This is a genomic window from Arthrobacter wenxiniae (genome assembly GCF_013376105.1).
Lineage (GTDB): Bacteria > Actinomycetota > Actinomycetes > Actinomycetales > Micrococcaceae > Specibacter > Specibacter wenxiniae.
In genome coordinates this window covers 19683-41435 of the sequence record NZ_JAAMFM010000005.1, presented here as the reverse complement: position 1 = coordinate 41435, position 21753 = coordinate 19683, and the positions used below count along the sequence as shown (strand labels likewise).

Below are 21753 nucleotides of genomic sequence, written 5' to 3'. Positions count from 1 at the left end.
ATTGCGCCGGCGACCATGAAGGAAACCCGCGGCCTGGAGCACGTCTCCAACGTCAGCTGGGCCCGGATCCAACTGTGACGCACCGGGTGCCAAATCCGGGCGGATTTTCAGCGACAAGCGCTTCACAGGTGGGTTGCCGCACGGCAGCGCTCCCGGCTCAGTCCTCGATGGTGGCCAGGACGGCTCCCGCCGAGACGGTGTCGCCCGCCGCGGCGCCGAGTCCCGTGACGGTGCCGGCGCGGTGCGCGGTGAGCGGCTGTTCCATTTTCATGGCCTCCAGGACCACGATGAGGTCGCCCTCGGACACCATATCGCCGTTGGCCACGGCCACCTTCACGATGGTGCCCTGCATGGGCGACGTCAGCGCGTTGCCGTTGGCGGACGCGGGACCCGCGCTGCGGTTGCGCCCGGACTTCTTGGCCTTCTTCGCCGCCGCGCTCCCTGCACCGCTTCCCGCCCCGAACGACGCCGGGAGCGTCACCTCGAGCCGCTTGCCGCCCACCTCGACGGTCACGCTCTGGCGCGTGCCGGCGTCGTCCGTTGGGACAGCCGCCCCGGCGAGGTCAAAGGCGGGGATGGTGTTGTTGAACTCGGTCTCGATCCAGCGGGTGTGGATGGTGAACGGGGCGCCGCCGGCGGGGGCGAAGGCGGGGTCCGCGACCACGGCGCGGTCGAACGGCAGGACGGTGGGGAGGCCGCCGATCTCCATCTCGGCGAGGGCGCGGGCGGCGCGCTGCAGGGCCTGCTCGCGGGTGGCGCCGGTGACGATCAGCTTGGCGAGCATCGAATCGAAGTTGCCGCCGATCACCTCGCCCTCGGTGATGCCGGAGTCGACGCGGACCCCGGGACCGGTGGGCAGCGTCATGGTGGTCACCGTGCCCGGCGCCGGCATGAAGCCGCGGCCCGGGTCCTCGCCGTTGATGCGGAATTCAAACGAGTGGCCGCGGACGTCGGGATCGCCATAGCCGATGTCCTCACCGCGGGCAATGCGGAACTGCTCGCGGACCAGGTCGATCCCGGTGACCTCCTCGGAGATGGTGTGCTCCACCTGCAGGCGCGTGTTGACCTCGAGGAAGGAGATGGTGCCGTCCGTGCCCACCAGGAATTCGCAGGTCCCCGCGCCTTGGTAGCTGGCCTCCTTGAGGATGGCCTTCGATGCCTCGTAGAGGCGCGTGTTCTGCTCCGCGGAGAGGAACGGCGCCGGCGCCTCCTCGACGAGCTTTTGGTTGCGGCGCTGGAGCGAGCAGTCCCGCGTGGAAATGACGACGACGTTGCCCGCCGCATCTGCCAAACACTGCGTTTCGACGTGGCGGGGGGAGTCGAGGAAGCGTTCCACGAAGCACTCGCCGCGGCCGAATGCCGCGACGGCCTCCCGGACGGCGGATTCGTACAGTTCGGGGATTTCCTCCCGGCTGCGCACCACCTTGATGCCGCGCCCGCCTCCGCCGTAGGCGGCCTTGATGGCCAGCGGCAGGCCGAACTCGTCGGCAAAGTCAAGGACTTCCTGGGTGGATTCCACCGGGTTCTTGGTGCCGGGGACCAGCGGGGCGCCCACCCTTTCGGCGATGTGCCGGGCCTTGACCTTGTCGCCCAGGGCGTCGATGGCCTCGGGGGAGGGGCCGATCCAGGTCAGTCCGGCGTCGATCACGCGTTGGGCGAACTCGGCGTTTTCGGCCAGGAAGCCGTAGCCGGGGTGGACGGAGTCGGCTCCGGAGCGGCGGGCGGCGTCGAGGAGCTTGTCCATGACCAGGTAGGACTCCGCTGCCGTGGTGCCGCCGAGTGCGAAGGCTTCGTCGGCCATGCGCACGTGCAGGGCCTCCCGGTCCGGCTCGGCGTACACAGCCACGGAGGCAATGCCCTCGTCGCGGGCCGCGCGGATGATGCGGACGGCAATTTCGCCGCGGTTGGCGATCAGGACTTTGCGGAGCAGGCTTGCGCCTGCCGGCTGTGAATTGGTCACACGAGACTCCTTCTATTCTTCAGTGAGCCTAGCGTGAGTGTGAGGGTTTGGCCCATGCATCATGCTGTTTCGGCGTGTATCGGCCCCGGTGTTTGTGGGGTTTCTACAAAATGCCCTGCCTTGAAGTGGAGCCCCGTACCGTCCCAATGGCGCTCCACTTGCCAAGTGGAGCGCCAGCGGGGGTCATCCGGGCTCCACTTCAAAGTGCTGCACCCACAAGTCGGTGATTGCCACCCCGGATAGCGCCAGCAGCCGCCGCAGCGTGGAAATGGACAGGCCCACCACCGTGTGTGGATCGCCGTCCACGCCGGAAATGAACGCGCCGGCCAGGCCGTCGATGGTGAAGGCGCCGGCCACCTGCAGGGGTTCGCCCGTGGCAACGTAGGCGTCAATTTCAGCGTCCGTGACGTCCTCAAACCGGACCACGGCGCTGGTGACCTCCCCCCGCCCGGCGCGGGATCCGGCGTCGCGCGGGGAAGAGTGCGGGGTGGCCAGCCAGTGGCCGGTGTGGAGGATGCCGGACCTGCCGCGCATCTGCCGCCACCGCTCACGCGCCACCTCGGGTTCCCACGGCTTGCCGTACGGCGCGCCGTCCAGCTCAAACACGGAATCGCAGCCCAGCACCAACACCCCGGGCTCCCCGCCGGCCGGGCTCCCGGGCTCCCCGCCGGGCGGGCTCCCGGGAACCACGGCGGCCACGGCCTCGGCCTTGCAGCGGGCCAGCAGCAGCGCGATTTCAGCCGGTGCCAAGGGACCGGCGGCGGCGGTGGCGGCGTCCTCGTCAACGTCGGACACCAGGACGGTGTGGACGATGCCGGCGTCGCTGAGCAGCTTGGCGCGGGCGGGGGAGGCCGAGGCCAGGATGAGCGCGGGAGTCATGACACCAGCCTAAGGTGCCGTGCGTGGCGGTTTGACGTGAGGCGGTGAACGATGATTCACTATTTGGGTGAACGCGCGTTCACCAACCCCCAAGCCTGTGAAGGAAGCCCGTGCCGTCCCATTTGGCCGTCCGCGATAATCCCAGTCCCGCCGGAAAGGGTGCCGCCGCCAAGGGCCAGCGTGCCGGCAGGCCGTCCGCGCCCAAGCGGACCTCGCTCGTCATTACCATCCTGTGCCTGGCCGGGACGGTGGTCGCGCTGCAGCAGACCATGGTGGTGCCGCTGCTGCCGGACTTCCCCAAAATCCTGGGCACCTCCGCCGACAACGCATCCTGGCTGGTGACCGTCACGCTGCTCACCAGCGCCATCGCCACCCCCATCATTTCCCGGCTCGCGGACATGTTCGGCAAGCGGCGGATGATGGTGGTCGCCATGGTGACCATGGTCATCGGATCCGTCATCGCCGCGGCGGGCGGCACGTTCCTCATGCTGTTGATCGGCCGCGCGTTCCAGGGCCTGGCCGCCTCCCTCATCCCCGTCGGCATCAGCATCATGCGCGACGAACTTCCCCGCGAGAAGGTTGCCTCGGCGGTCGCCCTGATGAGCGCGACGCTCGGGATCGGCAGTGCCCTGGGCCTGCCCCTGGCCGGCGTGATCTACGAGTCCCTCGGCTGGCAGGCCATCTTCTGGATCTCCGCCGTCATCGGGGTGCTGCTCATCATCGCCGTGATTGCCATCGTGCCTGAATCCGCCGTGCGCACCCGCGGCAAGTTCGACGGCGTCGGCGCGGTGTTGCTGACAGCGGCCCTGACCTCGCTGTTGCTGGCCATTTCCAAGGGCGGCGAATGGGGTTGGACCAGCGAGCCGGTGATCCTGCTGTTCATCGGGACAGTGGTGTTTTTGGCCCTCTGGTTCCCCTATGAGCTGAGGGTCAGCCAGCCGATGGTGGACCTGCGCACCTCCGCCCGCAAACCGGTGCTGCTGACCAACATCGCCTCCATCCTGGTGGGCTTCTCGATGTACGCAAACATGCTCACCACCACCCAGCAGCTCCAGCTGCCCAACCTTGGCGGCTACGGGTTTGGCCTGAGCGTGGTGGTTGCGGGGCTGTGCATGATCCCCTCCGGCCTGGCCATGGTGGCCCTGGCCCCGGTTTCCGCGGCGATCACCAAGCGGCACGGCGCCAAGGTCACGCTGATCGCCGGCTCGCTGGTGCTGGCCGTCTCCTACGTGGCGCGCGTCTTCCTCACCGGCGAGGTCTGGATGGTCATCCTCGGCGCCACCGTCGTCAGCATGGGCACGGCCATCGCCTACGCCGCCATGCCCACCCTGATCATGCGCTCGGTGCCGATCACGGAAACGGCGTCCGCGAACGGGTTGAACTCGCTGCTGCGCGCCGTCGGCACCTCCACCATGTCCGCCGTCGTCGGGGCCGTCCTGACCTCGGCCGTGGTCCACGTCGGGCCCCTGGCGCTGCCCACCGAGGACGCGTTCAAGGAAGTGTTCTGGTACGCGGCCATCGCGGCCCTGCTGTCCATCGGCGTCTCCGTGTTCATCCCGCGCGTCCAGGCGGCACCCGGGCTGGCGGGCGGGACGTCCACCGGCGTGTACGACGCCGGTGCCCGGCCGGGTGCCGCGGGTGCGGCCCGCCCGGCGGGACTTCCGGCCGCCGTCGTCCCCCCTGCCGCGGCAGGGGACGGGCGGCCGGCGGATGACGAAATTGTGGTCGGCGGCACCGTGATGGGCGCGGGCGGGAAGCCGATCCGGCAGGCCGTGGTCAACGCCCTGCACACCAACGGCGAACCAGCCGACTGGAGCCGTGCGGACAACGCCGGCCGCTACTCGCTGGTCCTGCCGGCGTCCGGGCGCTACCTGATTGTGTCCAGCGCGGACGGCTGGGCCCCCAGCTCGCAGGTCCTGGAGTTTGTGGATTCCTCCAGCACGGAAAACATCCGGCTCACCCTGAGGCTGACGCTGTCCGGCACGGTGGCCGACGGCGGCCGGGCCCTGGAGCACGCCCTGGTCACGCTGACCAAGGCCAGCGGTGAATTTGTCATGTCCACGTTCAGCGACGGCTCGGGACGGTATGAGGTGCCGCTTCCAGCGGCCGGCCGGTACATTCTGACGGGGCTGGAGCCGGAGGGCCTGCGCAGCCAGTCGGTGCAGCTCTCCCTGTCCTCGCGCCCGGCCGTGGTCGACCTGGACCTGGGCGGCAGCCCGGAGCCGGCCACGGCCGAGCATGCCCGGGCGGGCGCCTGATGGGCCGGCCCAGCACACGGGATGCGGTGGTCGAGGCCGCCCGGCAGCTTTTTGGCGAGCGCGGCTACACGGCGGTGACGGTCAAGGACGTGGCCTCGCTGGCCGGCTTTTCGCCCGCCATGGTCATGAAGGTGATGGGCAGCAAGGCCAAGCTCTACGCGGCGGCCGCACCGGACGTGCCCAGCTCGGACCTGCTGCTGGAAAAGGACGAGCCGCTCGGATTCGCCCTGGTGCGCAGGATCCTGCGCCGGCGCCGGCATGGCGAGCCGGAGCCGTGGTCCATGGTGCCGCTGCTGGTGCAGGACGCGCCGGACAAGGACGCTGCGCGGGCAGAACTTCGTGAACGGTACATCAGCTGGATGGCCGGGCAAATCGACGACACCTCGCCGGGGCGGCAAAAGTCGCAGCTGGTGGTGTGCGTGGTCATGGGGCTGGGAGCGGGCGTCCGCGTCCTGGGCCTGCTGGACCACGGGGAAATGGCCGACGAGGCCCTGATTCAGCAGTACGGCGCCATCGTCCAGGGCATCATCGACGAGCACGCCCCGGACCGTTGAGGTTTGAGATGGTGACCGCCCCTCAGCGGGCGGCGCGGTCGAAGCCTTCCACGAGGCGGGAGCGGATCAGGAACCGCTTTCCCTCGGGGGCCTCAACGGAGAACCCGCTGCCGCGACCGTTGACGACGTCGACCGTGAGGTGCGTGTGGGACCAGTAGTTGAACTGCTCCTTCGACATCCAGAACTCCAGCGGCCCGCAGTCTGGCAGCTGAAAGAGCCCCAGCATGATGTCCGCCTCGGCGGTGATGAATTCGCCCGCCGGATAGCACATGGGCGAGGAGCCGTCGCAGCACCCGCCCGACTGGTGGAACATCAGGGGGCCGTGGACTCCCCACATCTTCTGCAAGAGCTCGACGGCGGTTGGCGTCAACGCCACGCGGGACACCCTCTCGCCGGGAATGGTGATTCCTGCATTCAGGACGGCTGATGCTGCGGCCATTGGACTGTTCCTTGCCTTGGGTGGTTGGGCCTGCCCCGCGACGCTCCCTCACCTGCGCCGTGCACTTTGCAGCGGGTGAGGGAGCGTCGGGGAAAGCGTCCCCGTTTGCAACCGGGCGTCGGGGAAATGCGCCCCGCTTGCGCGGGAGCGTTTAGTACTTGATGACGACGCGGCCGTCGATCTTGCCGGCGCGCATCTCGTCAAGCACCTCGTTGATTTCGCCAAGGTTGCGGGTGGAGACCGTGGGGTGGATCAAGCCGCGGGCATAGAAGTCAAGGGCCTCCTCCATGTCCTGGCGGGTGCCCACGATGGAGCCGCGGATGGTCAGTCCCTTGAGCACCACGTCGAAGATCGGTGCCGGGAAGTCGCCCGGGGGCAGGCCGTTGAACACGATCGTGCCGCCGCGGCGGGTCATGCCGATCGCCTGGCCAAACGCGGCCGGGTGCACGGCCGTGACGAGCACCCCGTGGACGCCGCCGGTCTGGCGCTGGACCGACTCAACCGGGTCTTCCAGCGAGGCGTTGACGGTGATTTCGGCCCCGTGCTTGCGGGCAAGTGAGAGTTTGTCCTCGGCAATGTCAACGGCGGCCACGCGCAGGCCCATGGCGACGGCGTACTGGACAGCGATGTGCCCCAGGCCGCCGATGCCGGAGATGACAACCCATTGGCCCGGGCGGGCCTCGGTCATCTTCAGGCCCTTGTAGACGGTCACGCCGGCGCAGAGGACGGGGGCGATCTCCACCGGATCGGCCCCTTCCGGAATGCGCGGGGCAAACTCGGCATCGACCAGCATGTACTCGCCAAAGGAGCCGTCCACGCTGTAGCCGGCGTTTTGCTGGGACTCGCACAGCGTCTCCCAGCCGGTGCGGCAGTATTCACAGTCGCCGCAGGCACTCCACAACCAGGCGTTACCCACGAGGTCGCCGAGTGCCAGGGAGGTGACTCCCTCGCCCAGGGCAACGACCTCACCCACACCTTCGTGACCGGGGACAAACGGCGGGCTCGGCTTGACCGGCCAGTCGCCTTCCGCGGCGTGCAGGTCCGTGTGGCAGACGCCGCTGGAAATCAACTTGACCAGGGCCTGGCCGGGCCCGGGGGTGGGGAGGGGATACTCCTCAACGGTGAGGGGCGTGCCGAATTCCTTCACTACTGCTGCATGCATGGTGGACATGGGGTTCTCCTTTGAACACTGGCTGAACACTTGGGTGGAACGTGGTGGCTGCGGAAGGGGTGCGCCGGGCACCCAAGGGCAGATGCCCGGCGTCGTGCGTGGAAAAATTGAGGAAGCGTCTGGGGAAAGTGCCCCGCTTCTGGGGGAGCGTTTCCCGTGGGGTTTAGAAGAAGCCGAGCTTGTCCTCGCTGTAGCTGACCAGCAGGTTCTTGGTCTGCTGGTAGTGGTCCAGCATCATGGCGTGGTTTTCGCGCCCGATGCCGGAGGACTTGTAGCCGCCAAACGCGGCCCCCGCGGGGTAGGCGTGGTAGTTGTTGACCCAGACGCGGCCGGCCTGGATTTCGCGCCCGGCACGGTAGGCCGTGTTGCCGTTGCGGGACCAGACGCCGGCGCCGAGCCCGTAGAGGGTGTCGTTGGCGATGTGGAGCGCGTCGGCGTAGTCGTCGAACTTCGTCACCGCCAGGACGGGGCCGAAGATCTCCTCCTGGAAGATGCGCATGTCGTTGGTGCCCTCGAAGATGGTGGGCTGGACGTAGTAGCCGCCGGCCAGGTCGCCGGGGAGGATGTTGCGCCCGCCGCCGGTCAGCAGCTTGGCGCCCTCCTGCCTGCCGATGTCGATGTAGGAGAGGATCTTCTCCATCTGGTCGTTGGAGGCCTGCGCGCCGATCTGGGTGTCGGTGTCCAGCGGGTTGCCCTGGATGATGGCCTCGGTGCGGGCCACGGCGTCGGCCATGAAGGACTCGTAGATGTCGCCCTGGACGAGGGCGCGGGACGGGCAGGTGCAGACTTCGCCCTGGTTGAAGGCATAGAGCGTGAACCCCTCCAGTGCCTTGTCGTAGAAGGAATCGTCCTTGTCGGCGACGTCGCTGAAGAAGATGTTCGGGCTCTTGCCACCCAGCTCCAGCGTGACCGGGATGAGGTTCTGGGACGCGTACTGGCTGATGAGGCGGCCCGTGGTGGTCTCGCCGGTGAACGCGATCTTGCGGATGCGCTTGGACGAGGCCAGCGGCTTGCCGGCCTCCACGCCAAAGCCGTTGACCACGTTCAAGACGCCGGCCGGCAGGAGGTCGCCGATCAGCTCCATGAGGACCAGGATGGAGGCGGGCGTCTGCTCCGCCGGCTTAAGGACGACGGCGTTTCCGGCCGCGAGTGCCGGCGCCAGCTTCCACACGGCCATCAGGATGGGGAAGTTCCAGGGGATGATCTGGCCGACCACGCCGAGGGGCTCGTGGTAGTGGTAGGCGGTGGTGTTGTCGTCGAGCTGGGTCAGCCGGCCTTCCTGGGCGCGGACCACGGAGGCGAAGTAGCGGAAGTGGTCGGCCGCGAGGGGGATGTCCGCGTTGAGGGTTTCGCGGACGGCCTTGCCGTTGTCCCAGGACTCGGCGACGGCCAGCAGCTCCACGTTGGCGTCGATGCGGTCCGCGATCCTGTTCAGCACGGCCGCACGCTCGGTGGCGGACGTCTGGCCCCAGCTCGGGGCGACCTTGTGCGCCGCGTCCAAGGCCAGCTCGATGTCCTCGGCCGTGCCGCGGGCCACCTCGCAGAACACCTTGCCCGTGACGGGAGTGATGTTGTCAAAGTATTGGCCCTTGACGGGGGCAACCCATTCGCCGCCGATCCAGTTCTCGTAGCGGTCCTTGAACGTGACCTTCGAACCCTCGGTGCCGGGCTGTGCATAAACAGTCATTGTCTGAACTCCTCTTGCGGTGGGGGACCTCGATGTCCTTGCCCTGAAGCGTACGTGCGGCTACGTTGCAACCACGTTGCATGGGAGGCGTCCTGTTCTGCACTCCGTTCATGCGGGGCGTTGCGCAGGACACTGTCCTGCGCCGTCGGCGTTCGGCGCGGTACGCACAACAGGACGGCGCTACGCTTCGAGCGACTCCAGATGGGCCACCAGGGCGGCGCGCCGGGGCGAGCGCGGCGGCAGGAGGCGCAGGGCGCAGTGCCAGGCCTCGGCGTCGTCCGCTGCCTCCGGGAGCTGGAGGTAGGCCAGCACCACGTCGGGGCTGGCGTCGCCCAGGATCGCCTCGCGCAGCAGCAGCCCGGTCCGGGTGCGCAGCTCCTCCACGGCCGGGGCTTCGGAGCGGGGCAGCACTGCGCCCTTGTAAATGTTCAGGGCGAGCCGGTGCGCGCCGCGGTCCAGGTAGCTGAGGACCTGCCCGGCGTCGACCACCAGCGTGCGGGGAAGCCGGTAGGGCCGCGATTCCGGGACCAGCGACGGCCCGTGCCTGCGCAGGAGCTTGCGCAGGCGCACCATTTCGGCGCGGATGCTGGTCAGGGACGTGCCCACCGGATAGACCATGTCCGAAAGCTCCTCGGCCGTGAGCCCGGCCGGGTGCAATGCCAGCATGGCAAGTATTTCGGTATGGCGCTCGCTGAGCGTGAGCGCCTGCCCGGCCAGGTGCAGCACGCCCTGGTCGCGGCCCAGGATCTGCAGGCTGTCCCGGTACAGCGGCTTGGCGAACGACGGCGGCGCCCCGGCCGCCGCGGTCCTCCCGGCGGTGCCGCGGCGCGGTTCCGCGGCCCGGAGTTCCAGCCGCTGGATGCGCAGCTGCGCCTCGGCCGCCGCGACAGTGGCCTGGACCAGCGAAAGGGTGTTCGCGCCCACGGCGTCGATCCCGCCCGTGATGTCCACGATGCCCAGGATGCCGCCGGAATCGGGGTCGTGCAGGGGGACCGCCGTGCAACTCCAGGAATGGACGGCGGGGTTGAAGTGCTCCTCGCCCCGGATTTGGACGCCCCGGCCCAGCACCAGCGCGGTGCCGGGGGCGCTGGTTCCGGCCGCCAGCTCGGACCAATCGGCGCCTTGGGCAAAGTTGATGCGTTCGCCGTTGCGTCGGGCCGCGGAATCGCCCTCGACCCACAGCAGCCGGCCGTGTTCATCGCCCACGGCAACCAGCAGCCCGGTGTCGTGGCTGGGCGCCACCAGGAGGTGCTGGATCACTGGCATGATGGCCGCCAGGGGGTGGTTGCGGCGGAAGTCCTCGAGCTCGCGGCTTTCCCACACCACCGGCGGGCTGGCCCCCTCGGGGGACGGCAGGGCCTCCAAGGACCGCTGCCAGGAGTCGCGCACCAGGGCGCGCACCTGATCGCGGCCGTGCCCGGCCTGCCTCTGGGGGGATGGCAACAAGGACTCTCCTAAGCCACGAATGTCGGCAGCCACGGATGTCGACGGGGGAAGCGGGACCGGCCGGCCCGGGGCCGGGCGGCGTGGTGTGACTCACAGTCTAGGCGAAGAGGCAAGGCTACCGCCGTGGCGCATCGTCGATGAACGACACCTTGGCCACATACTGCCGGTACAGGGCAACGGCGTCGTCGGTGGAGAGGTGCCCAAAGGCCAGGGCGGCGTCGAGGCCGTCCAGTTCCGCGTTGCAGGCCTCGGCCGCTGAGACCTGCGCGGCAACGGCGTGCGAATTGGCCAGGTTGGTTGACAGCGCCGCGGCCAGGGACAGCAGGACCGCGGCCAGGCACAGGACCCGCCAGACGATTGAATCGTCGGCCAGCGAAAAGATGCCCTGCACGGAGCTGGTGAACCGGGTCCCTCCGACGGCCGGGCCCACCGTGACAAGGGCCGCGAGGGCGCTGCCCACGATGCTGATGTTCGCCAGCCGGTTCCGGCGCGGCCGGGCTCCGCGGAGGAACGTCGCGACGGCGGAGCGCCGTTGTTCGATGCGTGCGGAGAGCTCCTCCCGTGCCTGCGGATCCTCACTCACGATTGCTCCTCCCGGCGCCCCTGGAATGGGGGAGTGCCGTGCATCACATTCTAATGCAACCCATCCCGCGCACGGGGGCGTCGCGGTTGCGTGAGCGCCCGGAGCCTACCCGGCGGCAGCGGGCTCCGGTTCGGCCGTCATGGACGCCGCGGCGCCCGTCCCGGTCAGCGACACCAGCCTGGCTCCCTCGACATCCACATCCGGGAGGATCCTGTCCAGCCATTTCGGGATCCACCAGGCGGAGCTGCCCAAGAGGTGCATGGCGGCGGGGATGATGGTCATGCGGACCACGAACGCGTCGATCAGCACGCCGAACGCCAGCGCGAAACCGAGGGGCCGGACCATGGTCAGATGGGAGAAGATGAACCCGGAAAACACGCTGGTCATGATGATGGCAGCGGCCGTGACCACTGGTGCCGCGTGCTTGAACCCGGTCCGGACGGCCTGCCTGGCGTCCTGCCCGTGGACAAACGCCTCGCGCATGCCGGAGGCAATGAACACCTGGTAGTCCATGGCGAGACCGAACAGCACGCCGATCAGGATGATGGGCAGGAAGCTGAGCACCGCGCCGGGGTGGGGCACGTCGAAGATGCCGCCCAGCCAGCCCCACTGGTACACGGCCACCACGCCGCCAAACGCCGCAACGAGGGAGAGGAGGAACCCCGCCGTCGCCAGGACCGGCACCAGGATGGAGCGGAACACCAGGATCAGCAGTATCAGGGAAAGTCCGACGACGATGGCCAGGTAGGGCGGCAGCGCCGCACCCAGCTTGGCTGAGACATCGACGTTCGCCGCCGTCTGGCCCGTCAGCCCGATGCCGACGTGGTGCTGGGCCTGGATTGCGGCACCTTCGCTCCGGAGGTCGTGAACCACCTGGACGGTGCTGGCGCTGGCCGGACCTTCCGCCGGAATGACCTGATAGACGGCCGTGCGGAGGTTCTTGCTGACCGAGACGGGAATGGCGGCCTTGACGTTGGGCACCTTGCGGAGCTGGTCGGCCACGTCCAGGTTCAGCACCGTGGCGTTTTGCCGGTTGAGTCCGGCCGGCAGCGAGCCCACCACGATGATTGGCCCGTTCATGCCCTCGCCAAAGTTGGCGCCGGTGATGGAGTACGCCTTGAAGGCGCTGGAGTCAACGGGTTCGGAGCCGCCGTCGGGCAGCGCCAGGCGCAGTCCTGCCGCCGGGATCGCGACAACCACCAGGGCCAGCACGGCCGTGACCAGCGCAATGACGGGGTGCCTGGTGACCAGTCCGCCCCAGGCGCGGGCGCTGCGGGCGATGTCCTTGGCGTCGTGGCGGGCTGCCGCGTCCCTGGTGGACAGGCCGGCCGCCTCGGAATCGTGCCGCTTCCTGGCGGCCGCGTTCCTGGCCCAGGTGCGCTTGGAAATGACGCGCCTGCCCATCAGCGACAGGATGGCCGGCGTCAGGGACAGGGCGATCAACACGGCAACGGCAACCGTGGCGGCCGCTGCCAGGCCCAGGATCGCGAGAAACGGCAGGCCCGTCACGGAGAGCGCGGCCAGGGCAATGACGACGGTCAGCCCGGCAAACAGCACGGCGTTGCCGGAGGTGCCCGTTGCCTTGGCAATGGATTCGCGCATCTCCATGCCGGCCAGCAGCTGCTGGCGGTGGCGGTTCACGATGAACAGCGAGTAGTCAATGCCGACGGCCAGTCCAAGCATCAACGCGAGCATGGGGGAGATGGAGGACATTTCAATGACGCCGGTCAGCGCCATGGTCCCGCCCACGCCGATGCCCACGCCGACCAGGGCCATGACCAGCGGAAGTCCGGCGGCAATGAGCGTGCCCAGCATGATGATCAGCACGGCGGCGGCCACGGCGATGCCCAGCACCTCGGCAATGCCAAACAGTGAGGAGACGTCCTCGACGATTTCCTTGCTGTAGCCCACGGTGACCCCGCTGGAATCCAGGGTGTTCAGCTTGTCCTGCAGCAGCTGCCGGTTCGCGGGGGTGACAGCGTTCATCGATTCGGAAAATTGCACCTGGCCGATGGCGGCCTTGCCGTTTTCAGACACGAAGCGAAGCCCGGATGCGGCTTCTGCGGAGCGCTGGCCCGTGGCAAGCTCGGACTTTTTGGCCGCGAGCTCCTTCGCGGAGGCCTCGTATTTGGACTGGCCGGCGGCAAGCTGCTCCTGGCCGGCGGCGAGCTGTGCCTTTTGTGCATCCAGCTGCGCCTGTGCCGCAGTGAGCTGCGCCGAGGCGGCTGCGGCCTGCGGGGACCCGGCCGGAAGGGCCGCGATCTGCTTCTTTTGGTCGTCCAGCCGGGCCTGGCCTGCGTCGAGTTTGGCCTGGCCGTCCGCAAGCTGCGCGGCCGAGGCGTCGAGCGTCTTCTTCCCCCCGGCCAGCCGGGTCTCGCCGGCCGCCAGGGCCTTGGCGCCCTCGGCCAGCCTGGCCTGTGATTCCTTGAGGGCGGCCGTGGTCGCGAAGGGGTCGATGACGCCCTTGACGGTGGGCACCGAGGTGGCCGTGGCCAGCGCGGCCGAGATGGCCTTCTCCTGGGCGGGCGTGAACGCCAGGCCGTTGGTGCTGGTGAAGACCACCGTGCCGGAACCGCCGGACGCCTCGGGGAGGTCGGCCTTGAGCTTGTCCGCCATCTGCTGCGTCTCGGTGCCGGGAATCTGGAAGTTGTTGGTCATGGTGCCCATGAACAGTGCCGCGGCCCCGCCCACCAGGCCCATGATGACGGCCCACGCGACGATCACCAACCACGCACGGTGAGCGGAAAATCGGCCAAGCCGGAACAGCCAGAGAGCCATGTTGCGTCCTTCGGGTTGAATGGCCGGCGCGGGCGGGGCGCAGGCCAAGGTGAAAACCTAGTTGCTGAATCCGTTGCGGACCAGGGAAATGGTGGTGCCGAGCAGTTCGCGCAGTTGCGCCACGGAAGCGGGGGAGGTGTTGGTGCCGCGGTCTTGGAACCACACGCCGAATGCCGCCTTGCAGCTTCAGACGACGGCCCCCACCATGGCCTGGATGTACAGTTCGTCCGTGGCGGGCGGAAGGCGGCGGCGGGCAACGTCGGCGATCTTGACGCTGCAGTCGTCCCAGGCCTGGAGTTGGAACCGCGCCAGCTGGGGATCCTGGGTCAGGGCGAACGTTTCGGCCAGTACGGCCAGCCCGCTGGTGCTGTTTTCGGAGGAAAGGGCATGCTGTGCCGCTTCCAGGATGGGCTCGTCGGCCGGCCGGGACTCCAGCTCGGCGATGACGGTGTCCAGGTAGTTTTCCGTGAAGCTGGCAACGGCCGCCTCCACCGAGGAGAAGTAGTTGAAGAACGTGCGCCGGGAAACCCCGGCGGCGGCTGCGACGTCGTCGGCCGTGAACTCGTTGAGGGCCTTGGACCGCAGGAAATCGAGGGTGGCGCCGGCGATGGCCTCCCGCGTGGCGGCCTTGTTCAGCTCGCGGCGGGACGGGGTGGCGGGGGAGTCGGGGAGCGTTGGGGAACACGTCACGTTCCTACACTAAGTGCAAGTTTGCACTCCATGCAAATTAAAGGTTGTGCGTGTCATTGGCCGGGCCGCGTCTGCGGATTGGCGGCCAGGTATGCTGACTGGCCGGTGGCTCCGGGCTGCCCCCCGGGGATCGGGATGGCGAACACCGCGGTGCCGTAGGAGCAGACCTCGGTCCAGTTCTGCCCCATGTCCGAGGTGTCGAAACGGGCGGCCACAATGGCGTTGGCGCCCTTGCTCTCGGCCTCGGCGACCATCCGCGCCACCACCTCCAGGCGGCTCTCGTACAGGGCCTTGGTCATTTCCGGCAGCTCGCCGCCGCCCAGGGACCGGAACCCGGCGCTCAGCTGGGCGCCGATGTGCCGGGCGCGGACGGTCAGCCCCATGACCTCGCCAAAGACCGCGTCGATCCTGTATCCGGGGATGTCGTTGGTGGTCACGATGATCAAGGGAGGGCCTTTCGACTCGCTGGCCGGCGGCGGGCCGGCCCGTGTGCAAGATCATACCGCCGCCGACGTAAAGGCTCCCGCCGCGACCGGTGCGGGGCGCGCCCAGGTTCCGTTTCACCGTGGTGCCGCAGCTGATCTCAGCCCTCGCCGCCCGATCAGCGCCTTGACGGCGGTGAAAACGGATCGCCCCCGGGTAAACGACCGGTGGCGACCGCAGCCCTGGACCCCGCCATCATGGGTTACGCACCGGCCGTGGCCCTGCAAAAGCTGTTCGCGCAGGCCGGGACCACGGCGGCCGACATCGACACGATCGAGCTCAACGAGGCGTTCGCCGCGCAGCCCGACGCCGGCCCCGCCGCACGCCGCCCCTCACCGCCCGCCGCTGCCTGCCAGCGGCGGGCGGTCCTGCTTCCAGCCTGGCTGCAAGCTGTCCTGCACGGCATCGCGGTGCAGGTCTGCATCCAGCCGGTGGCTGTCCGCCACGATCTGCAGAAGGCCGGCCAACTCGGCGCACTGCCCCTCCGTCAAAGAACCGAGCAGCTGCTTCTCGTGCTCCTCTGCGGCCGCGCGTAGCCGGCCCAGCAAGTTCCGGCCGGCATCCGTCAGGTGCAGCTCGTAGTTGCGGCGGTCGGTGCGGCTGCGCACCCGTTCCACCAGTCCGCGTGATTCCAGCGAATCGAGCAACGGCACCACCCTGCTGGGAACCGCGCCGAGCCTGTCTGCCAGGGTGCGCTGGCTCAGGCCAGGGCTGCGGCCGATCAGGCGCAGGGTGCCGGCGTCGCTCGGGGTCAGGCCGAGTTCCCTCGTCCGCTGCGCAAAGAGGGAAGCGGACAGGGAGCCCAACTGCGAAAGAAGGAATGCCGTGCGCCGGGGCCCGCCGTTCGGTGGTGTGTCCATGCCTTTATGATACATGCTTGACAGAATCATTCTTTAGATGAATCATTCTACTATTGCATTGATTTGAGGAGGATGATTTCACCATGTCGGAAGAACCCACCATCGGGTCGGTTGCCGGGCGGAGGCGCCAGGGCGGCCCGCACCCTGGGATCCTGGCCGCCGTCAGCCTCGGCATTTTCCTCCTGTCGCTTGTGCTGGCGCTCCTGCTGCCCGGCGGGCGCGTGTTCATGTCCCCGTTCGCGCCCGCCAACGACGTTGCGCAGTCCTACCGCGACAGTGTCCTTTCGGTCCGGCTGCAGGGCATGCTGCTCTTCGGTTCGGCCGTGCCGCTGGGCATCTTCGCCGCCACGGTCTATGCCCGCCAGCTCCGCCTCGGTGTCAGGGTGCCGGGGCCCGCCATCGGGTACTTCGGCGGCATTGCCGCGGCGACATTCCTGATGCTCTCCGGCCTGCTGACCTGGCTCCTGAGCCGGCCCGAGGTCACCTCGGATGCGGTGCTGACCCAGGCCATGGCGTTCCTCGCTTTTGCCACGGGCGGCGTGGGTTCCGTCACCGGGCTGGGCTTGTTGGTGGCGGGACTGGCCGTCCCGTCGCTGGTACTGCGCTTCATCCCCCGCTGGCTGGCCTGGGCGGGACTGGTGATTGCGGCCTTGTCCGAGCTCAGCTTCCTGTCCCTGGCCGTCGAACCGCTGCAGTTCCTGCTGCCCATCGGCCGGTTTGGCGGCATGCTGTGGCTCGTCGCCGTCGGCTTCCAGCTGCCCGTGAACCGGGCCGCGGCAACCAGGTCGCCGGGCAGCCCCGGTCGCAATGCCGGATCCGGCCCCAACAGCGGCGCCGACGTCGGGCCCCGCACCGGACCCCAGGCCGGGCCCCACGCCGGACAGGCGAGCAAAAGGCATGTACGGCCATGAATGCCACAACAGGCGTTTCGAATGAACCATTGGCCGGGAAGGTGGCCCTCGTGGTGGGTGCCAGCCGCGGCATCGGCGCCGCCATTGGCGCCGCCATGGCGCGGGCTGGCGCCACCGTGGTGCTCGCCGCCCGGGACCGGAGGGCGTTGGCGCAAAGAGTGGCGGAAATCGAGGAATTGGGCGGCCAGGCGCTGGCCCTGCAGGTGGACGTTCTGGCAGAGGATTCCGTCCAAGGCTTGCTGGAGGAAGTGGCCCGCCGCCACGGCCGGCTTGACGCCGCCGTCAACAACTTTGCCGGCGGCGGCAGGCCACCGGCCCCGCTCGCGGATTGGGAGGCGGCCGACTTTGACAGCGCCGTCGCCACCGATCTGCGTGGTGTGTTCCTCTGCCTCAAATTCCAGCTGCGGCTGATGGCGAAAAACCCGCACGGCGGCGCCATTGTCAATATGTCCTCGACTGCCGGCGAACAGGGGGTCGGCGGACTGGCCGGCTACGTCGCGTCCAAGTTCGGCGTGGGTGGCCTGACCCGCGTGGCAGCGCTCGACTACGCCGCCGCCGGCATCCGCGTCAACGCCATCGCTCCCGGCCCCATCCTCACCGACCGCCTGGCCGCCGCCGGACCCCGCGCCCGGGAGATGGCGGCCGCCGCCGTCCCGCTGGGGCGCGTGGGCCGCGTGGAGGACGTTGCCGCTGCGGCCGTGTGGCTGTGCTCGGCACAATCCGGCTTTGTCACCGGCACTGTCCTGGCGGTCGACGGCGGACGGCTGGCCGGAGTGCCCGCGTTCGCCGTCAACCCGGGGCGCCGAGACTGAAGGCCCGGTTGCGGCGGGCGCATGCGCCGAACCCAGGTTGGGTCGTGCGTTTGCGTAAACCGGCGGCCCCGGAGCGGTACGCCGGCGCCATGCCCGCGGCGAGTTTTGCCCCAGGGAGACGTCCAGCCAAGGCCATTCGGAGCCCGAGGCGGACGCCGGCGCACCACCCGGCGCATGTCTGAGTTCCCGGCACCCGTCCGCCGCATAAGGGAAGCGGCCGAACCCTGGGCGCCAAGGCCACGGCGGGTCCGGCGCATGGGCTTCGTGGCGTCCCTGCCACCGGGTCACGGCGGGCCGGACGCCGAAGACCCGAGCCGCCTAGTACTCGAGCAGTGCGGCCTTGAGCGTGTCCAGGCCCACGGAGCCAAGGTTGAGCGCCTGCGTGTGGAAGTCGCGGAGCGAAAAACCGGAACCGTCCCGCAGGGCACGGGCGTCTCGGATGTCCTCCCACAGTCGCTGGCCGATCTTGTATGACGGCGCCTGCCCCGGCCAGCCCAGGTACCGGTGGAATTCGAAGTCGAGCTGCCCGGCGGAGATGTCCAGGTTCGCCCGCAGGAATTCCAGGCCGGCCTCCGCCGTCCACGTGCCGGAGCCCCACCGTGCCGGGATGGCCAGTTCCAGGTGCACGCCAATGTCGAAGACCACGCGGGCGGCGCGCATGCGCTGCGCGTCCAGCATGCCCATCCTGTCCCCGGGATCGGCCAGGTACCCCAGCTGGTCCATGAGCCGTTCGGCGTACAGTGCCCACCCCTCGCCGTGCCCGGAAACCCAGCAGACGTTGCGCCGCCAGTTGTTCAGCAGCCCGCTCTGGTAGGTTGCCGTGGCGACCTGAAGATGGTGTCCGGGCACGCCCTCGTGGTAGACGGTGGTGGTCTCCGCCCAGGTGGTGAACGTGTCCTCGCCCTCGGGCACCGACCACCACATGCGGCCCGGCCGGGAGAAGTCGTCCGACGGTCCCGTGTAGTAGATGCCGCCGTCCTGGGTGGGCGCAATCCTGCATTCCAGGGTCCGCATGATCTCCGGGATGTCGAAGTGGGCCCCGGCGAGCGCGGCCACCGCGGCGTCGGACGTCTTCTGCATCCAGGCGGTCAGCGCGTCGGTACCGTGCAGCGCCCGGGCCGGGTCGGCATTGAGCAGGGCCTTGGCTTCCGCAACGGTGGCCCCGGGGCGGATCTGCCCGGCCACGGCCTCCTGTTCGGCGATGATCCGGTCCAGTTCCGCCACGCCCCAGGCATACGTTTCCTCAAGGTCGACGGAGGCGCCCAGGAATTCCCGCGAGGCCAGTGCGTAGCGTTCCCGGCCCACGGCGTCCCGTTCGGGTGCCTGGGGGAGGAGCTCCTCCCGCAGGAAGGCGACCAGGGTGCCGTAGGCGGCCCGGGCCAGGTCGGCATTGCCGGCCAGCGCCGCGGTGAGACCGGCCGGGAGGGAGGTGCCGGCGTCGTCCGCGGTGGGGGAGAGCGCGGCCCCGCCGGCGAGGGTGGCGAAGAAGCCCTCCGCCGAGGCGTGGCGCCCGCACTGGTCGATGACCGTGGACACCTGGCGGCGCGCGGACACCAGGCCGCGCGCGGCGCCGGCGCGCAGCGAGGATATGTAGCCGTCCACGGCGGCCGGGACGTTGGCGAGGCGGCCGGAGATGTGTTCCCAGTCGGTGACGGTGGCGGTGGGCATGAGGTCGAAGGTGGCGCGGATGCCCTGCGCGGGGGAGGCAATGTTGTTCAGCTCCGCCAGCGGCCAGCCCGTTTCGAGGGTTTCAAGGGTCAGTCCCAGCCGTTCGCGCATGGCGTGCAGGGTGACGGCGTCGACGCTGTCCACCGGCTCCAGGGCGGCAAGCCCGGCCAGGGCGTGGCGGGCGGCGTCGGCCGCGGCGTCCAGGCCGGCGGGGGAAAAGTCACGGTATTCGGTCTCGTGGCCGGGCATTCCCAGCTCGGTGGCGAACCCCGGATCGAGGGCCAGCAGCTTCTCCGTGTAGGCGTTGGCAGCGGCGTCGATGGCGCTGGCGGGTCGGGTCAGGCGTGCGGGATCAAGTGTCATCCCACGAGCCTACACACCCGGTTCCTGCGGACTTCCGCTCCAGCCGCAAGCCGGGCTGACATACTGGGTTCGTGTCCGGCATCCAGGCAGTGGCAGCGACGTTCAGGAAGTCGCTGCGGCTCGATTTCTCCCAGTCCGACCCGGTGGTTGCGGCGCGCAACGCGTGTGGGGTCGCGGTTCCGCTGGTCCTGGGCGTGGCGCTGGGCAATACCTCGATTGCCGTGTTCGGTGCCGTCGGCGCCCTTTTTGCCTCCTTTGCCGACCGCCCGGGAAGCTACCGGCTGCGGCTGGCCCGGATGGGCGTGACCTCCCTGGCGGCCGGGGTGGGCGGCGGGCTCTCGGTGCTGTGCGGGCATTCCGTGCCCCTGTCCCTGCTGCTGGTGGCGGTGTTTGCCTTTGCCACGGGCATGTTGCTGTCGCTGGGAGTCAACGTGGCCCAGGTGGGCACGGCGGCGACGGCCGTGGCCATTGTGCTCAACCGCTTCCCCCTGCCGCCATCCGCCGCGCTGCAGATAGCGGCCGTGGTGACGGCGGCGGGCCTGGTGCAAAGCCTGCTGGCCCTGGCCGGATGGCCCCTGCACCGCCACGCCCCGGAACGGGCCGTGCTGGCGGACCTCTACGAAGGTCTGTCCGCCCGCACCCGCTCCGCGCACCCGAAAATGACCGCGCCCGGGGCCGGCGTGCTGCTGGACAAGGCCCGGGCCACCATCACCGGATTCGGCCACGGGCACGGACCCAGCATGCTCTCCTACCGGGGGCTGCTGGACGAGGGGGAGCGGATCCGGCTCGAGGTCATGGCGCTGGGCTACTGCCTGGAGCGCTTTGAACGGGCCGCGGCACAAGACCAGTACGACGCCGTCCGCCGCCTGCTGCGTGAAGCCGGCCTGGCGCTGGACGGGGTGTCCGCCGCCCTGCGCAGGGGCCGGGTGTTTGACGACACCGCCCTGGCCCCGGTGGCGGAGGCGGCCGCCCGGCTCCGCGACGTCATGGCCCGCCACCCGGACTCGCCCACGGGCCGTTTTGCGTCCCTGCACGCCCGGGCGCTGGCGGGCCAGTTGCGCGCGTGTGCCCGCATGGTCACGCCGGGCGCCGTGGAGGGCCGGGTGGAGCAGCGGGCCGGGCGGGTGGGAGGAGTGCGGATGTCCCTCCAGGCGCCGCTGGGCGTTCTGCGGGCCAACCTCCGGCTTGACTCGGCCGTGGCAAGGCACGCCGTCCGGCTGACCGTGCTGGTGACGGCCACGGACTGGCTGGCCCGGCTGCTGCCCGGCTCCGACAGGGGCTACTGGATCCCGCTGATGGTGCTGCTGCTCCTGCGCCCCGATTTTGCGGCGACACTGCACCGCACCAGTTCGCGGCTGGCCGGGACCCTGGTGGGGCTGGGCGTGGGAACGGGCGCCACCTACCTGCTGGGCCACGGCAGCCCCTACGCGCTCGTGGCCCTGATTGCCGTGTTCGTGTTTGGCGTCCGGCTCTCCGGCGCGCCCAACGCGTTCTTCATGGGCATCTGGACCGCGGCGTACCTGGTGGCGCTGCTGGAGCTGGCCGGGATCCCGGCCGGTGCCGTGGCACTGCCCCGTCTGCTGGACACGCTGGTCGCGGGCATCCTGGCCGTGGCCGCCACCGTCGTGTGGCCGGCCTGGGAGCGCACATACCTGCCGGCCCGCATTGCCGGGCTGCTGGCCGCGTACCGGCACTACCTGGCGGCCATCACCGATCCCGAACGCAACAAGGAGGGCATCGACGCCACCCGGATCCGCGCCCGCCTGGCCCGGTCCAACGCGCAGGCCTCGCTGGAGCGCACCCAGGCCGAGCCCGTTGCGGGGCAGTCCGCCCTGTTCACGGCCGAGGGCGTACTGGTCCAAAGCCACCTGCTGGTCCAGGCTGCCATGATTCTCGACGCCGCCCGGCTCTCCCTGCGCGCGGGGGAGCAACCGGTGGAGGGGCTCATGCGCCAGCTGGCGCCCTTCATGGCCGACTGCACCACCACCCTGAAGGCGTGCGAAACCGCAGTGGCCGGGGGCGTCCCGCCCCGCGGCGCCGTGGCGCTCCGTGCGTCGTACCTGGCGCTCCGGGAGGCCATGCAGCGCGACCCGGTCCAGGCCGAAACGGTGCAGGTGGCCGTCCTGGACGCGGCGGACAGGATCGCCAACGCGCTCGACACCACGGTTCACCTGCTCAAGGAGCGCGGCGCCCGGAGCCGGCCCGGCTAGC

Annotated in this window: 17 protein-coding genes and 1 pseudogene; 6 read left to right on the top strand and 12 right to left on the bottom strand. The window is 69.5% G+C overall.

The annotated features are described in order from the left end of the window. Positions 1 to 157: 157 nt before the first annotated feature. Entirely contained in the window at positions 158 to 1960 is a 1803-nt protein-coding gene (locus G6034_RS05405) for an ATP-binding protein (protein ID WP_176634083.1), read from the bottom strand. 183 nt (positions 1961 to 2143) lie between these two features. Beyond that, positions 2144 to 2839 (bottom strand): Maf family protein, encoded by a 696-nt coding sequence (locus G6034_RS05400; RefSeq protein WP_176634082.1) that lies wholly within the window; start codon positions 2837 to 2839, stop codon positions 2144 to 2146. Positions 2840 to 2949: 110 nt separating this feature from the next. Between G6034_RS05400 and G6034_RS05395 the strand changes: the two genes are divergently transcribed. Together G6034_RS05395 and G6034_RS05390 are read left to right on the top strand one after the other, a co-directional pair. Beyond that, complete coding sequence (locus G6034_RS05395) at positions 2950 to 5097, top strand: MFS transporter (RefSeq protein ID WP_343037944.1); 2148 nt, start codon at positions 2950 to 2952, stop codon at positions 5095 to 5097. Next, positions 5097 to 5651 (top strand): TetR/AcrR family transcriptional regulator, encoded by a 555-nt coding sequence (locus tag G6034_RS05390; RefSeq protein ID WP_176634081.1) that lies wholly within the window; start codon positions 5097 to 5099, stop codon positions 5649 to 5651. Before G6034_RS05395 ends, G6034_RS05390 begins: the two co-directional genes overlap by 1 nt. Positions 5652 to 5673: 22 nt before the next feature. On the opposite strand, the gene G6034_RS05385 is transcribed toward G6034_RS05390, so the two are convergent. The 8 genes from G6034_RS05385 to G6034_RS05350 all read right to left on the bottom strand — a co-directional run bounded on the left by G6034_RS05385 (position 5674) and on the right by G6034_RS05350 (position 14891). Beyond that, positions 5674 to 6090: a DUF779 domain-containing protein gene (locus G6034_RS05385; RefSeq protein WP_176634080.1), complete on the bottom strand. Its 417-nt coding sequence runs from the start codon at positions 6088 to 6090 to the stop codon at positions 5674 to 5676. Between the two features lie 151 nt (positions 6091 to 6241). Further along, the gene (adhP, locus tag G6034_RS05380) at positions 6242 to 7252 is read right to left on the bottom strand and encodes an alcohol dehydrogenase AdhP (protein ID WP_176634206.1); all 1011 of its coding nucleotides are present in this window, start codon (positions 7250 to 7252) and stop codon (positions 6242 to 6244) included. Positions 7253 to 7424: 172 nt separating this feature from the next. Then, a complete protein-coding gene (exaC, locus tag G6034_RS05375) occupies positions 7425 to 8948 on the bottom strand; it encodes an acetaldehyde dehydrogenase ExaC (RefSeq protein WP_176634079.1) in 1524 nt (507 codons plus the stop codon). 180 nt (positions 8949 to 9128) lie between these two features. Then, a complete protein-coding gene (locus G6034_RS05370; RefSeq protein ID WP_246295316.1) occupies positions 9129 to 10391 on the bottom strand; it encodes a GAF domain-containing protein in 1263 nt (420 codons plus the stop codon). 118 nt (positions 10392 to 10509) lie between these two features. Then, the gene (locus G6034_RS05365) at positions 10510 to 10977 is read right to left on the bottom strand and encodes a hypothetical protein (RefSeq protein ID WP_176634078.1); all 468 of its coding nucleotides are present in this window, start codon (positions 10975 to 10977) and stop codon (positions 10510 to 10512) included. A 105-nt stretch (positions 10978 to 11082) separates the two neighbouring features. After that, the gene (locus tag G6034_RS05360; RefSeq protein WP_176634077.1) at positions 11083 to 13755 is read right to left on the bottom strand and encodes an MMPL family transporter; all 2673 of its coding nucleotides are present in this window, start codon (positions 13753 to 13755) and stop codon (positions 11083 to 11085) included. Positions 13756 to 13941: 186 nt separating this feature from the next. Further along, entirely contained in the window at positions 13942 to 14445 is a 504-nt protein-coding gene (locus G6034_RS05355) for a TetR family transcriptional regulator (protein WP_343037943.1), read from the bottom strand. Positions 14446 to 14498: 53 nt separating this feature from the next. Continuing rightward, a complete protein-coding gene (locus G6034_RS05350; protein ID WP_176634076.1) occupies positions 14499 to 14891 on the bottom strand; it encodes a YbjQ family protein in 393 nt (130 codons plus the stop codon). 204 nt (positions 14892 to 15095) lie between these two features. Here G6034_RS05350 and G6034_RS20085 point away from each other — a divergent pair. Continuing rightward, a pseudogene (locus tag G6034_RS20085) lies at positions 15096 to 15218 on the top strand (acetyl-CoA C-acyltransferase); the annotation flags it as partial. A 42-nt stretch (positions 15219 to 15260) separates the two neighbouring features. Here the strand turns inward: G6034_RS20085 and G6034_RS05340 are convergent. Continuing rightward, positions 15261 to 15788, bottom strand: coding sequence for a MarR family winged helix-turn-helix transcriptional regulator (locus G6034_RS05340; RefSeq protein ID WP_176634075.1), 528 nt, complete (start codon positions 15786 to 15788; stop codon positions 15261 to 15263). Between the two features lie 83 nt (positions 15789 to 15871). On the opposite strand from G6034_RS05340, the gene G6034_RS05335 reads away from it, so the two are divergent. Both G6034_RS05335 and G6034_RS05330 read left to right on the top strand, forming a co-directional pair. Further along, on the top strand, positions 15872 to 16699 hold the full coding sequence (locus G6034_RS05335) for a hypothetical protein (RefSeq protein ID WP_176634074.1): 828 nt from the start codon (positions 15872 to 15874) through the stop codon (positions 16697 to 16699). Then, positions 16696 to 17511: an SDR family NAD(P)-dependent oxidoreductase gene (locus G6034_RS05330; protein ID WP_176634073.1), complete on the top strand. Its 816-nt coding sequence runs from the start codon at positions 16696 to 16698 to the stop codon at positions 17509 to 17511. The genes G6034_RS05335 and G6034_RS05330 overlap by 4 nt, the downstream gene beginning before the upstream one ends. A gap of 318 nt (positions 17512 to 17829) precedes the next feature. On the opposite strand, the gene G6034_RS05325 is transcribed toward G6034_RS05330, so the two are convergent. Then, positions 17830 to 19542, bottom strand: a complete 1713-nt coding sequence (locus G6034_RS05325; protein WP_176634072.1) for a DUF885 domain-containing protein — start codon at positions 19540 to 19542, stop codon at positions 17830 to 17832. A gap of 71 nt (positions 19543 to 19613) precedes the next feature. Between G6034_RS05325 and G6034_RS20265 the strand changes: the two genes are divergently transcribed. Next, positions 19614 to 21752, top strand: a complete 2139-nt coding sequence (locus G6034_RS20265; RefSeq protein ID WP_176634071.1) for an FUSC family protein — start codon at positions 19614 to 19616, stop codon at positions 21750 to 21752. Position 21753 lies beyond the last annotated feature (1 nt).

Bases quoted from the DNA above. Each gene is read 5' to 3' on its own strand.
- G6034_RS05400 (WP_176634082.1), bottom strand. From the start codon at position 2,839: ATGACTCCCGCGCTCATCCTGGCCTCGGCCTCCCCCGCCCGCGCCAAG.
- G6034_RS05390 (WP_176634081.1), top strand. From the start codon at position 5,097: ATGGGCCGGCCCAGCACACGGGATGCGGTGGTCGAGGCCGCCCGGCAG.
- G6034_RS05385 (WP_176634080.1), bottom strand. From the start codon at position 6,090: ATGGCCGCAGCATCAGCCGTCCTGAATGCAGGAATCACCATTCCCGGC.
- adhP (WP_176634206.1), bottom strand. From the start codon at position 7,252: ATGCATGCAGCAGTAGTGAAGGAATTCGGCACGCCCCTCACCGTTGAG.
- exaC (WP_176634079.1), bottom strand. From the start codon at position 8,948: ATGACTGTTTATGCACAGCCCGGCACCGAGGGTTCGAAGGTCACGTTC.
- G6034_RS05360 (WP_176634077.1), bottom strand. From the start codon at position 13,755: ATGGCTCTCTGGCTGTTCCGGCTTGGCCGATTTTCCGCTCACCGTGCG.
- G6034_RS05340 (WP_176634075.1), bottom strand. From the start codon at position 15,788: ATGGACACACCACCGAACGGCGGGCCCCGGCGCACGGCATTCCTTCTT.
- G6034_RS05335 (WP_176634074.1), top strand. From the start codon at position 15,872: ATGTCGGAAGAACCCACCATCGGGTCGGTTGCCGGGCGGAGGCGCCAG.
- G6034_RS05330 (WP_176634073.1), top strand. From the start codon at position 16,696: ATGAATGCCACAACAGGCGTTTCGAATGAACCATTGGCCGGGAAGGTG.
- G6034_RS05325 (WP_176634072.1), bottom strand. From the start codon at position 19,542: ATGACACTTGATCCCGCACGCCTGACCCGACCCGCCAGCGCCATCGAC.